Raw genomic sequence first — 14,495 nt, forward strand, 5'->3', positions numbered from 1 at the left:
CTACCACCCGTAATCTTCGTGCATTTGTTCGTAATCAAAGACTTCCGGCATTTCCGGTTCTGGTAAACTTTCGATGGATGCTAGTTCAATTTCTATTTCTTTTTCAGGTTTAACTGGCAATATTTTTTTAGCTTTTTGGAATTGTGTGTTTTCTTGTTTTCGTCGTTCTTGTTTAGTGAGCTTTTCTTTGACAAAAATATCGCGATCGCGTACCTCTGCTAAAAATGAACTATTACTAATAGTCTTACCCACTTGCCTGAGCTTACGGCTCATAGCTTTAGCCTCATCTAAAGACAATTGCTCTGTTTCTAAATCTTGAGCAGATGCTCTAGCTAGAAACTCTTCTTTCTGGTCTTTTTGGCGATATACTAAGATACTTGTTATGTCTCTGGGGTCATATCGTAGTACAACACTTTCGCCTGCATAACCTGCTAAGTTTTCTCCTCGATAAGTTAAATTTTCAAATTGTAAATATCCACCTCTGTAAATTGAGCGTCGCGTTTGCTTCATCAAACATATACATAACTCTTCCTCGGAAATTAGTTTAGGAGCCGCAATTAGCCCTGCTTCCCATCGTTGATAACGAGTTTGATCGCCCAGACGAGCATCAATACTTTGGTTATATTTGTCTACGATGTAACGTACTAAAAGGCGTTCTAACTCTCTTAACGTAAGACAAGCCTCCTTCTCGGCTTGCTCTGGACGTTCCTGTACATTTGAACCTGTATAACCTGGCAAACTTGAAAAGAAGTCGGTGTTAAAGGTACCAAAAGGACGTTCAACAATGCCCCCTTCACTGGGTCGGTCACGCAAATCACAAGAAAAATCCAGTTGTACCCCAATTTGCTTCAAATGTTTAGAGTTAAAATCTGAGCCACCATCTGTATAAAAGTATTTTGGCTGACCGTATGTTCCCCACTCTTCATGAAGTTCGTATTCTGGCCCGTACTGCTTCGGTAAAATTGCGTGACGTAGTGCCAATGCTACGACTTGAGAATTCCATGTAGCAAAACCTAAGTTTATTCCCATGATGCAGCGTGAGTAAGTATCTAAAACTGTTGTCAGCCAAGGACGACCCAGCAGTTCACCATGTTGATCTACGAGTAATATGTCTGCAAGAGTATGGTCACACTGCCAAACATGATTACTGTATTCAACTTCTATGTATTCTCCATCACGGGTTTTGAGTGATATTTGAGATCCACGCCAACCACGATTCCTTATACTCGCTTTTTGTTCTTGCTGCTCAATTATTGGTTGCAGGACTCGATATACAGTCCTATAACTTGGATACTTCTGTTCCCCTAATTCTGCTGCTTTTGCTTTTACCCTGATAGCAACTTGTTGGGGAGTAATTCGCCTACTACCTTTATTGCCTTCTTTATATGTATTGATAATGAACTTTTGCCACTCAGCATCAATACGGTGTTTACCTTTATCAGCCCGTTTTGTGGTCTGGAGTGCAGCTAAACCCTCTTCTTCCCACTTTTTCACTAGCCGTCGTACTGTCCGTACTGACTTACCTAGTTTAGCTGCTACTTCCCTTTGCCTTTGCCCGTAGGTGATGCGATCGCATGGTTCTAGCAATTTTTGAATTAGATCGAGCAAATGCCTATCATCTGCTGATATTTCAGTCACTATCTCATTAATTTCTGGCTCTTGCTCACCATTGGGATGATCGTCCAGCATATTTACATTTCTGTTTAATAAAAACGTAGTTGTATTGTACTATGTAAAGGACATTTATTTTGTCAATTTTGGTAAAAATTTTGGCTGAAAACATTTTTCAGAAGAGGACAGTTATTTTGTCAATAGTTTAAAAGAGGACACTTATTTTGGCAAGAAGTCTCTAGTAGACTATTTTCAGACTAAAATAATAAAACCCTTACTGAGTAAGGGTTTTAAGCTAAGTATTTTTAAGGACATTAATTTGTCAAGTGGTCAAATAATTAGGCAATCGACAGTTGACTGTTGACGGTTCACAGTAGGGGCTAACGGCCATCCGCCCTTACGGGAAGTAAAAGCGAAAACTCTGCCCCTTGTCCTAGTTCTGATTTGACATTTAGTCGTCCACCATGTTTTTCCATAATAGAATAACTAATGGATAATCCTAAACCCGTTCCTCCACCCACAGGTTTTGTTGTAAAGAATGGGTCAAATAATCGTTGCTTCACTTCCTCAGACATTCCAATTCCATTATCTACAATTTCAATGTTGATTGTATGAAAATTAATCATCTGAGTACGAATTTTAATTGTGGGAATTTTGAGTTGTTTATTTTCTCCTTCGTTGATAGAAAATGAGCAATCTAAAGCATCAATAGCATTGTTCAAAATATTCATAAACACCTGATTTATCTGACTGGCATAACAATTAACTTCTGGTAAATTTTCATACTCCTTAATCACATTGATGGCGGGGCGATATGGTTTTTGTTCTAGACGATGATGCAACACAAGCAAAGTACTATCGATTCCTTCGTGAATATTCACAGGTTTCATTGCCGCTTCATCCAATCGTGCAAAATTGCGGAGAGAAAGCACAATATGACGAATCCGAACTGCTCCTACTTTCATTGATTCCAACAATTTTTGCAGGTCTAATTTGAGGAAATTTAAATCTGTTGATTCTAGTTGTTCTTCAATTTCCGCCACAGGTTGAGGATAGTAACGGTGATACAGTTCGATTATGTGCAACATTTGTTGAAAATATTCATTGGCATGGGTGAGGTTAGCATAGATAAAATTAATCGGGTTATTAATTTCATGGGCAACACCCGCCACCATTTGCCCTAGAGAAGACATTTTTTCAGTTTGAATTAATTGGGTTTGCGTGCGTTTAAGTTCCTCTAAAGCTGCTGATAGATGTTGATTTTTATCATTCAACTCTTGAGTTCTTTGCTGTACCTTATGCTCTAAACTATGGCTATACTCTTCTAGTTGAGCTTTTGCCACAGCTAGATTGTTATAGAGCATGGCATTTTGCAGCGATATGGCAGTTTGGGATATTAGCAGATGCAGAACCTCAAGACGTTTTTGGGTAAAGACTCCAGTTGTTAAACTGTTTTCTAAATATAAGATGCCAATGAGTTTGCCACGATTGTGAATCGGCGTACACAGCAAGCTTTTTGGTTGGTATTGAATGATGTAGGGATCGTTGACAAAGGTGATTTCTGTACGAGCATCATCTAGTACAAGGGTTTCTTTGGTACGCGAGACATAGTTGACAACGGTTTTGGGAATATCTTGACTCGCCTCAAGAGGAAGGGAGTGTAAGTTGATGACACTCTCTGAATCAAGACTTTGATTGGTAATAGTTGTTTGTGTGGTTGCTTTGTTGCTTTTTTGAGCCGCAACTACCCAATTATCTTCTTGAAGCAGCAAAAGAGCAGATTTTTCAGCCCCAGCATTTTCAATTACCACCTGCATTAAGGTCGTCAACAGCTTTTCTAATTCAATTTCTCCAGCCAGTGTGTGAGAAGCTTTGATGACTGTTGCTAAATCTAAAGCTTCAGTCACACTAGTACTGCTGCTTCCCAATCCAATTGTGGTAGTTCGATTGACAATTGAATTACTAATTTCGTCTTGCTCCAGGATCGCAGCTAACAAGTGAGGATATTGCTGTTCTAAATGCCTGACTTTAGCCACCGCTCCCCAGTTAAGGTAACAGTAATAGGCATTTGTGAGATATATTTGAGCGATCGGCTCTTTGTTCCATTCTAAATAAAATCGAGCAGCCAGTTCGTTGGCCAGGGCTTCTTCCTGAATATAGCCATTGAGTTTCGCCCCAGTAATTGCTTTGTCGTAGAGATCCACAGCCTCGCCCATTTGTCTCAAAACACGACATTGTTCGGCTTGTACTAATTGAAATTTGTGCAAATAATTCATGGGTGCATGGTGCGCCCAAGTCTGCATTCTGCTCTGGTTTTCTCTGACTCTTGCCAGCAGCTGTTCTTGGCGAGAAACTGTAGCTTGGGAATATTCACAAACAGCTGTTAGTGAATCATAGAAATAAAATATCGGCACAGTGGCATAACCAGTGCCCGCAACTAGATATTCTCTGGCTTGAGCGGCTGTTTCTATTGCTTGAGGGAGATTTTCAAATAGATAACAGAGAATCAACTGATGCAATAAGAAATAGTGCAGCCCAGTAAATTCTTTGGCGTTAATTAATTGAGTGGCAAATTCTGGTTCCTTGAGTGCCTCTCCTTGGAGATGACAGAGATTTTCAGTTTTGCCTAGCAAATTCAAAACTGTTTGCCAGAAGATCCGACAGTAGTTGAGGGTTGTGCCTTGCTTAAAATTTTCCAAAACATGAGTGTAAGCCCGTATCTCTTGTTCTAAGGAGTTCAACTCTCGACCCATAAAATAGGAATACTGGCAGATGTCTTTGGTATTGAAGCCTACATAGTATAAGTTTCCAGTTTCTAAGGCAATTTTATAGCCCTCCAGCATCAATTGTAAGGATTTTTCTAGAGGAGACTTCAAATAGGTGATAAAAGCACCCACGACATAAAAGACTGTAGGTTTAACATCGCTAATGTTAAATTTATCCGTTAGTGCCAAAGCCAAGTTGCCGACTTGATGGGCTGTGTCAATATCCTGAAGAATTCCCTGTAACAAAATGCCATAACAGGCATAACAAAAGGCAGAAAATGGGGCATTGCCATACTGAATAGATGCTTTGACTTGGGACAGGATGAGTAGGGGAAATAGATTCGGCTCGGCAATGTAAACGGCGGGGGCAACATTGGCTACAATTCGGGTAATTGCCAGCTTGTCTTTTGCTGTCATCAGCGGTAAGTCAACCAATTGGGCAATTTCATGTCCGGCAATTAAGGCGGCGATTTCCTCAAGAGCTTGCCCAATGTCTTCGGGGGTGGGTCTTTGTGGGAAAATTAAGCCCAATTGACTCATTCCCTGGCGAGCAATGGCAATTGCTCCCAGTACATCATTTTGGGCTGTGTATGCTTGGATTTTGGTTTCGTAAATGCCAACTAAATCCACTGGTGTTTTCACTTGCTGCATCACTGTTTGAGCGAATTCTTCCATCTGTGCATAGGCTCCACCAAGGTAAGCAGCATCAGCGGCTGATTCGTGCAATGCTAAAGCTAAATCATACTGACTTTGCCAACAGTCAGCTTTCAATAAACTAATGCCTGCTGTTAAATATTCAATTGCTACCCAGTAAGCTGTGGAAGACTTGGCTTTCTTTCCCGCCAGTAAGTTGAGTTGTGCCAAGCGTAAGCGATCGCTCTGGGCTACAATTAGTTCTATGCCGATGTTGAGTTGGTTGACAATTTCAAAAATGACTTCTTCGAGCTTTGTTTCTGGGGTATTGCTCAACAGCTGTTGACCAATTTTCAGGTGTGTTGCTGCTTTTTGATTTGCTGGAATTAATGAATAAGCAGCTTGTTGGACGCGATCGTGGAGAAATTTGTAACTGATGGTTATCGAGCCGTTAGCATTTGTGATTTGTGCGTTGTTCTCACAGGATAAATAATTAATTGCCATGACGGGCTGATTTTGAAATAATTTATATCCTTCTCCGTTAGGTAAAATTAATTCATCCTTCAAGGCTGGCCAAAGGGCCAATGCGGTTTCTGTTGGAGATTGTTCGTACACCACCGACAGAGTTTCTAAATCAAATTGATTGCCGATACAGGCAGCCAATTTGAGAACATCCTGAGTCTGCGGTGGTAATTTCTGGAGTTGCAGCTTCACAAACTCCACAACATCTTGTGTAAAAGAAAGCGTCCGGATGTAAGGAATATTGCACTGCCAATTTCCTGTTTTAGTGGCAAAGGTTATTAATCCATCTTCATGGAGCGATTTAAGAAATTGATTGGTAAAAAATGGATTGCCTTTGGTCTTTTGATATACCAGATGAGTAATTGCAAGTGCCTGTTCTGGCGAATATTTCAGTGTATCCCCAATCATTTCATTAAGTTCAGTCTCACTCAGTGGAGAAAGAATAATGTTATTAACTCTAATCCCTTCTTGACGCATCTGCTCAATGGTTAACATCAGGGGATGTGCTGCACTGACTTCATTATCTCGATATGCTCCAATCACCAGCAAATAACAATTGTTTGTTTCACTCATCAACAGGTGCGTCAGCTTTAAAGAAGCGGAATCTGCCCACTGTAAGTCATCTAGGAAAATCACCAGGGGATGTTCTTGGGTTGTAAATACTTGAATGAATTTCTGAAACAACAAATTGAAGCGGCTTTGAACAGCACTACCAGATAATTCGGGCACAGCAGGCTGTTTACCAATAATGCGTTCGAGTTCTGGAATCACCTCGATAATTACCTGGGCACTTTCTCCCAATGTGGCTAAAATTTTAATTTTCCATTGAGCAATTTGAGCATCGCTTTCTGTGAGCAATTGTGTCATTAAGTCTCGAAAGGCTTGGACTAAAGCTAAAAAAGGAATATTACGATTAAATTGATCGAATTTGCCCTTAATAAAATATCCGCGCTGACGGGTAATGGGTTTGTGAACTTCATTGACAATTGCCGTTTTACCAATGCCAGAGGAACCTGCTATCAACATCAATTCACAAGTTCCTTGACGCACTCGCTCAAAACTTGCTAGGAGGTTTGCAACTTCTACTTCACGACCATAAAGTTTTTCTGGAATTACAAAGCGATCGCAAACATCTTTTTCCCCTAGTTGGAACGGGAGAATATCGCCGCCTTCCTGTAATTGACACAAACAAGTTTCTAAATCGTGCTTTAGCCCCAATGCACTTTGATAGCGGTCTTCGGCGTTCTTCGCCATCAATTTATTAATAATTTCTGATAGTTGGGGAGGAATAATAGGATTGAGATGATGAACAGGTATTGCTTGTTTGGCTATGTGACAATGCACTAATTCCATCAAATCATGAGATTGAAATGGTAATTGCCCCGTCAATAACTCATAGAAGGTGACTCCCAGGGAATAGAAGTCAGTGCGGTAATCAATCCCTCGGTTCATTCGTCCGGTTTGTTCGGGGGAAAGATAAGCGAGAGTTCCCTCTAAAACAGTCGGACTGGTTGAAAGTTGGGTTTCTCTGGTTAATAACGAGGCAATGCTAAAGTCGATGATTCTGACTTGCTTTGTAGTCGGATTAATTAAAATATTTGCAGGCTTAATATCCTTGTGGATGATTTGATGATGGTAGAGATCCGCCAGAATATCAGCAAGGGCGATGGCAATCTCTAAAAACTCAGTCAATAAATTTTTTTGATTATCTATTTGATAAAGTCCTTTGTTTTTAAAAGCAGCGTACTCCTTCAAAGAAATTCCACCAAAGTCTTCCAAAATCAAGGCTAGCCGATTTTGAAAATTCTCTAGGCTATATATCCGAACAACACCAGGGACATTTAAAATATTAGTAATTGCGTACTGATTCCTAAATTGAGCCAATTCAATGGGGCTGGGATAGGGATTTTTCAGAAGTTTAATTACAATTGGTGTTTCATCAGATTCTCGCCAACCTCGGTAAACCAGGGTACGGTTACTAGTATAAATAATTTCACTAATCCGATAGCCAGAAACATTGACTAGATTTTGTACCATAGGAGTCGTTACTGGATAAATAATCTGAGTGTAGTTTTCCCTAATCCACCAATTAGATCGCAATTCATCTAAATATTTGTCACAAAAACAAAAATTACCCAACCAGCACACTCAAGGGGAGATTGTATTACTTAATAGACTTCTGTCTTAAAAATCAATCTTCTGATGCCCAATGCCCTATTTTTAAGGCAGGTCTAATAATCAGTACTTAATGTAACACATTATATTACAATATTAATAGCTCATTTTTGGCATGTTGTTTAAATGAATGAGTTCGATAATTCTTTAGAAAACAAAAGCATGAGCTATGTGGGAATGATTATAAACTTTCCACTGGGTGTTCATGACCTTGAGTCTTTTATTACTCCTGAAAACCAGCTATTCGTCGTCAGTCATATGGGAATTCCAAATATTGACATTGAACGATGGAGATTGAAAATTTCGGGATTAGTAGAGCAAAGTCTGGAATTGTCATATGAGAATTTGCTGAATATGGAGTATCGGGAATTAACCGTTTTTCATCAATGTTCCGGTAACCCACTGCAACCCACACTTCCAACAAGAACTATCAGTAATGTTACATGGGGGGGTGTTTCCCTGGGAGCAATTCTCAATCAACTGCAAGTTAAACCCCAAGCACGTTATGTCTGGTTTGTAGGACTTGATGGCGGTGTTTATGAGGGAGTTTCTAGTGATTTTTATATTAAAGATATTCCTCTGGAAAAAGCATTACATAAGGATGTGCTACTGGCGTATAAGATAAACGGTAAACCTCTATCCCTAGAGCGGGGTTTCCCGTTGCGGCTTGTTGTTCCAGGTTACTATGGCACTAACTCGGTGAAATGGCTCTCGAATATTTATGTGACAGATAAGCGATCGCCAGGAATCTTTACGACGACCTTCTATAACGATGGAGTTGGTGAGGATGGTACGACTTTAAAGCCTGTTTGGGAAGTTGCTCCGGAGTCTGTGATTGTTCACCCTCACCAAAATCAAGTATTAAATCTTCAACCCCAAACACTTTGGGGCTGGGCATGGGCACACAGTGACATCACATCGGTTGATGTCAGTATAGATAGCGGCATAACTTGGCACACTGCTGAAGTTGAAGCAAGGTTGCAATATGCATGGCAGAGATTCACGTTTCAATGGACTCCACCAACGCGAGGAAAATATAACTTGATGAGTCGAGCTACTGACTCTAATGGAGCAATTCAACCCATTGAAGGACAACGCAACGCTGTTTATGCTGTAACAATTACCGTTAATTAGACAAGAGCGCAAAAAGCACTTTTGTGGGAAAAGGAATGCATCTTGATTGGGGAAAGGGAAAATCCAAACCTTTCCCCCTTTCCCCTTCGCCTTTTCCCGACTTCTCCAGGACTTACGCAAAGGTCACGGAAGAACGTAGACGCGGAGCGGCTTGCCGTAGGCTACCACAAAGAACACATTCGCGCAGCGTCTCGTCAGAGAAGGACACGAAGAAAGAGGGTTTGAGAGAGTTTTTGCGTAAGTCCTATTCTCTTAGAAGTCTATTGAGCGAAGGGAGTCGGGGATAGCGTCACAAATTTAGCCCCAATGGGGTATTATTTTCCCGCAATACCAGACTCCCCTCCATTGCACAGATAGTTTAGACAGGTCTTAGCGATCGCTCGGATTGATAAACTCTAGCAAAGGGTTCTTGATAAGAATGGGTGGTAATATAGGCAAAAAACTCATCGATCAAGTCTGTAAAATACTCAAAGGCCACATCAATGAATTCCAAGATTTGTTGACGAATTTCCTCTGGCACTTCAATGTCTCTCATTGTTTGCAAAGAAGCTGGAGTGTGGAGAGTGTGAGTATTTTCGATATGGTTATGCCGCATTCCAAAATAACGGAACTCTGCTTGAGTCGTTTCTTGTAGTTGCAGGGCTGCATATTTAGTGGAACGGAAAAAGACATTGGCTGTCACTTCAGAGACTTCAATGGCTACTAATTTGATAATTGGATGCGCTCCACGAGTATAGCGCTCGAATAAAGGTAACATGGAACGAGAAACCAAGGTATGTTCGCTCCACAGAAATCGCACCGCATCGCTGAACCGCATAGGATAGTCAATTCCCATCTTCTCCATGTCTTCCAGTAACCATTGCCAGTGGAAATGTTCTTCGTGGGTATGCACATTCACCATCTGTTGAATGTAATCAGTTGTTGGCTCATCTCTGAGAATTCTTTTGCACAGTTCACTGAATTCCATCGCCAGTGGAGCAATCACAGGGGCAAATGCCAATTTCTGCCGTGGGTTAATTGTCTCATCTTCCATATACTTAAAAAATGGTAATTGAGCATATTCCTGATTCTTTTTTTCGATCAACTCAAGAATTGATTTCATTTTGATGCTCCTAAATATGGACAATAGATGAATTACCTAGCTGACTTGCGTTTAGGTGATATGCCAATACGGTTCGGATAAGCAGTATGAACTTACCTTGTGATCTGGGAAAAGGTTAAAGGGTAAGGGGATTTGGATGTATTTGAAACCTTTCCCCTTTCCCCTTTTCCCTTTAACCGAACCGTATTAGGTGATATGCCACTCTCAGAGTTTGTTGAAAAAATTGCAGATATGCGAAAAAAGCTCTCTGGGTATCAACTGTGAATAGATACTACACAGCACCAAGAGATCCACCTGAGAAAGTATACTCAGGCGATCGCCGATCGGCAGGTGCAAAAAATGGCACCTCTTAGGAACTCCCAAGTAAAAAATATTCCATTGAAATTGTCAACAGTTAACTGTGAACGTCAACACTTTAAGCGGAATAATTGATTTTTTGGAGTTCCCTTATGTTGTTGTTGGAAAGTACCGAAGGCCCCATCCACAAGGAAATGTGGCTTGTAACTAGACCACAATAATCTGTCACAAATTATGGAGAAAAATGCCATAAGAAACTTCCTTCAATACAGTCAAGCTGTTTGTAGAAAAAAGAATCTTAGTCTATTTAAAACACTGTGGATATCTACTAAATCAGTTCTCTCGTTACCTGCGAACCACTTTTTCTTGTTCTGCAACATACGCACGTTGTAGCCAAGAAATTTTATCCCTAACTTTCGTAATTGTACCAGATATTCAGTTAAATATTAAAAAAATTCTAAATAATAATTGATACCTATTTAATGACACTGTTTAGAAGATAAGCGGCTGTTGACAGTCAACATTTAACAATCGCTATGAGTAGTTATACTTTATTTAACCCGCATGATTTAACCTGTATGAATTGATGAGTGCTGTAACAAATATTTTTCTTTTTTCAAAGGTATTTATGTGAGAGAGCAAACTAGCTTCAGCGTCTCGTAGATAAGTCGATATACCTAGAGAATGATTTTTTTCTAACTATGGATAGTAGTGACTTCATTCTACAGATTGATGTATCCCTGATAGTCTTCAAAGTAAAAATTAAGTCAGTTGGAAATTAAATGAAGAACTTGCCAGAGGTAACTACTCATTAACTGTTTGAAGTTAGTGAATACACAAATACAAAGGTTAAGTTGTTCAGGTTGATTTTTCAGTAACTTCTAGATTGGAGCATTGCTGACGAGTTTTACTGGTAAAGTTTACCAGATAAAAGCACAAGCCTTGCCCATGGAGTAAATGTCTTGCGTAGTTAACGCTGTTATCGAGGATTTCAAATGAAAGTTATTGCTTCTGTTTTATCTATTTTGCGCCCAGTACGTTTTTTAGTTGTGGCTTTTACCTGCGCTTTAATGTTGTTCTCCAGTGCTTATCCTGCTTTTGCGATCGATAGCTACCAAAGCAAGCCTACCGAAGGAGAAACACAACTGCTTGATATTCAGCGCCAAACTGACGAAGCTGCTAGAAAACCACCAATTGGACTTGAAGAGACTCAAGAGAAGACTCAAGGAGGACTCAATGAAGTTCAAGGAACCGCTGACATTGACAAACAAAAACGTCCTGAAAATTCACAGAGCGCAACCTCAGTGGAAGAAAGTATCAAAAATGTGTTAGACAAAGTTACAGGTAAGTAACATAATTAATACTTGATTTTGGTAATTTTTCAATAGTCATAAGTGATTGGATAAAAGGTCACTTATGGCTAATTTTTATTTATATAAGGCATAAAGTAAGATCCAAACAAATCTATTCCCCGTTTCCACAACCCTATTTCCTACCTCCACCATTAGTTTGTAAATCAAATAGGATTGCTATACTACCTACTAAGACATAGGGGTAATTATAAATATGCTAACTAATTTCAACTGATAATGCACCCTTTGGTTGATGTAGATGTTGTTGCAAATTTGGGATGTTAATAAATAATAAGTTTGTCTAGGGATGAAAAACAATGCGTGCGATTAATATTGGTTTGACACAAGAACAGCGTGAAGGTGTAATTAATCTGTTAAATCAAGATTTGGCAGATGCCTATTTACTGTTAGTAAAAACCAAAAAGTACCATTGGGATGTTGTTGGCCCTCAATTCCGTTCTTTGCACCAGCTATGGGAAGAACACTACGAAAAGCTGACTGAAAATATCGATGCTTTAGCAGAACGGGTTCGTGCTTTGGGTGGTTATCCAGTTGGTACAATGGAAGGATTTCTCAAAATTGCTACCCTCAAGGAACATGGTGGTAATGTTCCCACTGCAACAGGAATGGTAGCTAATTTAGTGCAAGATCACGAGCAAGTGATTCGCAACCTCAGAGATCATGTCGATCGCTCCGGCGAACAGTTCCACGATCAAGGAACCGCTGATTTTCTGACTGGATTGATGGAAGAACATGAGGAAATGGCTTGGATGTTGCGCTCATTTATTGAAGGACAAGCACTTGAGGGAGACGGTACACAGCCAGCAACAGAAACTAAAACTCCTGTAGGTGTGTAATCAATTTGAGACAGGACTTACGCAAGTGTCACAAAAAATCAATTTTTTTGCTTGTAGTAAGGACTTCAGTCCTTATTAGAGGACTAAAGTCCTCACTACGAACTTAAAATAATATGCCAGTTGCGTAAGTCCTATGAGATTTTAGATTTTGGGTTGTGAATTGCATATTTAGGGACTGTTGACTGTTGACTGTTAACTGTGAACCGTCAACAGTCAACACTTTCACCGGAATAATTTATTTTTTGGAGTTCCCTGAAAGTCTAGATAAGTCTGTTGGTGTAGGGAGAAGTGATTTTCCTCACATCCGACACCCTACACCCTATACCCTTGCCCATGACTATAAATACAGCAAAAACAACATATTCCCAGGAGTATTTAAATGTCAGAAGTATATCAAGCAGAACGTACTATTTCTGCTGTATTCAAAGAACAAAAACAAATAGATGATGTTATTAGACGTTTGTTAGATAGAGGTGTACCTAGAGATCGTATTTCGGTGATGGGCAGAAATTTCCAGTCCGAAACTCGAATTTCTGGCTTTATTAGTAAAAAGGATGTGATTCTGGGAGGCTTGAGAACAGGGGCAGTTTTTGGTTCCTTGTTTGGTTCCTTCCTCAGTTTGCTCACGGGTGTGGGTGTACTATTTATTCCTTTTGTTGGCTCAATTGTGGCAGCCGGGCCCATTGGTGCAGTATTGTTAGGGGCCGCTAGTGGAGCGATCACCGGTAGTGCAGGAGCCGGTTTAGTATCGGTTCTGACTACTTTAGGAATGCCAGAAGATAAGGCCGCTATTTACCAAACTCGCTTACAAGCTGGTGAGTTCTTATTGATGGCAGAAGTTCCAAGCGATCGCACCGGGGAATTTCAATTGCTCCTAGAAAGTGCTGGTGGTGAAGAAATTCAGGTAATTGAAAAAACCCTGGCTCGTCCTTGTCCGGGAGTGTGCAACAGCCCAGATGACTTGTCACCTGAAGTTCGCGCTCATCTTTCTAGTGAAGCTCAACGTACATTCATTGACCGCTATAACGCTGTACTCAACGAAAAAAGTGATGAGTTTAACGCTGAACAAGCGGCCTGGGAAACTGTTCGGCAGCAATATGATGAAGATGAAAATGGTGTCTGGTCAAAAGCTAAGGTGAAAGCTTAATTTGCCATTTTAGGCGGTATATCTTTTTGTGTTGATTGTTGACTTGTGTTGATTGTTGACGGTTAGCTGTGAGGTGTTAACAGCTTCAAAGTGTAATAGATTACCAATTTGTAAAAATTCTTTTTTTGAGGCACAGCATTGCTGTGCCTCTGCGTTGCGTATGTAATCCCCCAAAGACACTAGGGACTGACAAATAAAAAATATACAACTTTTCTTGTGGGGTGGGCGTCTCGCCCGCCCGTAGACAAGGGCGGACAAGATGTCCACCCCACAAGAGTAGATAATTTATTTCTTGATAATCCCTATCAATTGCTGTCTCTACTACTTGGAACAATCTTCATCAAAATTCTATTCCGATATATCGCGATGTATTCCGATATATCGTATAGTAGAGAAAGTTGATTGGAAATTGATTTATGTTTAGACACTTTAGATCGCGCTTTGGCGCACCTGCATGGGCAGGAGTTAGTGAAGATGATTTTTTGTTTGTCAAGTCTCGCTTTGAGCATCGCAAAGAGCATGGTAAACATCATGGCAAACACTTTCGTGATGAAACTTTTGGTCGTGGTTGGCCGGATGAATATCGCACTCGTCGGGGTGATATTAAGTTCATCTTGTTGGAGTTGTTATCCGAACATCCCAGTCATGGTTACGACCTGATTAAAGAGATGGGTGCGATTCGTTGATTAGTGAATCACGGTAATCAGTCCGTATATAACTAATCCAGTCCGACAGCAGATTACTGTCACTAAGGGGCTGAACTCTCGGTCAGATGCAAGTGCAAGCCTTGCCATTCAGACTCAGAATTGACTCCTTACCTGCCCACACCGAACAAGCTCGGTTCTTGTAGAGTGAAGCTGGGAACAGGGTGCAATCAGACAGCCGTTGCGGGCTGACACT

At 40.4% G+C, this 14,495-nt stretch carries 8 protein-coding genes; 5 read left to right on the forward strand and 3 right to left on the reverse strand.

Translation table 11 applies throughout. From position 1 onward, the window contains the following. Both VF06_RS03695 and VF06_RS03700 read right to left on the reverse strand, forming a co-directional pair. A complete protein-coding gene (locus VF06_RS03695; RefSeq protein ID WP_099067432.1) occupies positions 1–1,689 on the reverse strand; it encodes a TnsB C-terminal domain-containing protein in 1,689 nt (562 codons plus the stop codon). 302 nt (positions 1,690–1,991) lie between these two features. Then, a complete protein-coding gene (locus tag VF06_RS03700; protein ID WP_099067433.1) occupies positions 1,992–7,568 on the reverse strand; it encodes an ATP-binding sensor histidine kinase in 5,577 nt (1,858 codons plus the stop codon). Positions 7,569–7,883: 315 nt separating this feature from the next. Here VF06_RS03700 and VF06_RS03705 point away from each other — a divergent pair, with 315 nt between their 5' ends. Then, entirely contained in the window at positions 7,884–8,840 is a 957-nt protein-coding gene (locus VF06_RS03705) for a molybdopterin-dependent oxidoreductase (RefSeq protein WP_180267911.1), read from the forward strand. A 358-nt stretch (positions 8,841–9,198) separates the two neighbouring features. Here the strand turns inward: VF06_RS03705 and VF06_RS03710 are convergent, their stop codons facing one another. Then, the gene (locus tag VF06_RS03710; protein WP_099067435.1) at positions 9,199–9,942 is read right to left on the reverse strand and encodes a hypothetical protein; all 744 of its coding nucleotides are present in this window, start codon (positions 9,940–9,942) and stop codon (positions 9,199–9,201) included. Positions 9,943–11,234: 1,292 nt separating this feature from the next. Between VF06_RS03710 and VF06_RS03715 the strand changes: the two genes are divergently transcribed. The 4 genes from VF06_RS03715 to VF06_RS03730 all read left to right on the forward strand — a co-directional run bounded on the left by VF06_RS03715 (position 11,235) and on the right by VF06_RS03730 (position 14,281). Further along, positions 11,235–11,591, forward strand: coding sequence for a hypothetical protein (locus tag VF06_RS03715; RefSeq protein WP_099067436.1), 357 nt, complete (start codon positions 11,235–11,237; stop codon positions 11,589–11,591). Between the two features lie 317 nt (positions 11,592–11,908). Then, the gene (locus VF06_RS03720) at positions 11,909–12,448 is read left to right on the forward strand and encodes a Dps family protein (protein WP_099067437.1); all 540 of its coding nucleotides are present in this window, start codon (positions 11,909–11,911) and stop codon (positions 12,446–12,448) included. Between the two features lie 379 nt (positions 12,449–12,827). Further along, positions 12,828–13,595, forward strand: coding sequence for a ChaB family protein (locus VF06_RS03725; RefSeq protein ID WP_099067438.1), 768 nt, complete (start codon positions 12,828–12,830; stop codon positions 13,593–13,595). A 416-nt stretch (positions 13,596–14,011) separates the two neighbouring features. After that, complete coding sequence (locus tag VF06_RS03730) at positions 14,012–14,281, forward strand: hypothetical protein (protein ID WP_244918118.1); 270 nt, start codon at positions 14,012–14,014, stop codon at positions 14,279–14,281. Positions 14,282–14,495: the final 214 nt, after the last annotated feature.

It is taken from the genome of Nostoc linckia z4 (assembly GCF_002608075.1).
Lineage (GTDB): Bacteria > Cyanobacteriota > Cyanobacteriia > Cyanobacteriales > Nostocaceae > Nostoc > Nostoc linckia.

Excerpts from the sequence above, each read along its gene's own strand:
- VF06_RS03720 (WP_099067437.1), top strand. The coding sequence starts at position 11,909 with ATGCGTGCGATTAATATTGGTTTGACACAAGAACAGCGTGAAGGTGTA.
- VF06_RS03710 (WP_099067435.1), bottom strand. The coding sequence starts at position 9,942 with ATGAAATCAATTCTTGAGTTGATCGAAAAAAAGAATCAGGAATATGCT.
- VF06_RS03705 (WP_180267911.1), top strand. The coding sequence starts at position 7,884 with ATGATTATAAACTTTCCACTGGGTGTTCATGACCTTGAGTCTTTTATT.
- VF06_RS03695 (WP_099067432.1), bottom strand. The coding sequence starts at position 1,689 with ATGCTGGACGATCATCCCAATGGTGAGCAAGAGCCAGAAATTAATGAG.
- VF06_RS03715 (WP_099067436.1), top strand. The coding sequence starts at position 11,235 with ATGAAAGTTATTGCTTCTGTTTTATCTATTTTGCGCCCAGTACGTTTT.
- VF06_RS03725 (WP_099067438.1), top strand. The coding sequence starts at position 12,828 with ATGTCAGAAGTATATCAAGCAGAACGTACTATTTCTGCTGTATTCAAA.
- VF06_RS03700 (WP_099067433.1), bottom strand. The coding sequence starts at position 7,568 with ATGGTACAAAATCTAGTCAATGTTTCTGGCTATCGGATTAGTGAAATT.
- VF06_RS03730 (WP_244918118.1), top strand. The coding sequence starts at position 14,012 with ATGTTTAGACACTTTAGATCGCGCTTTGGCGCACCTGCATGGGCAGGA.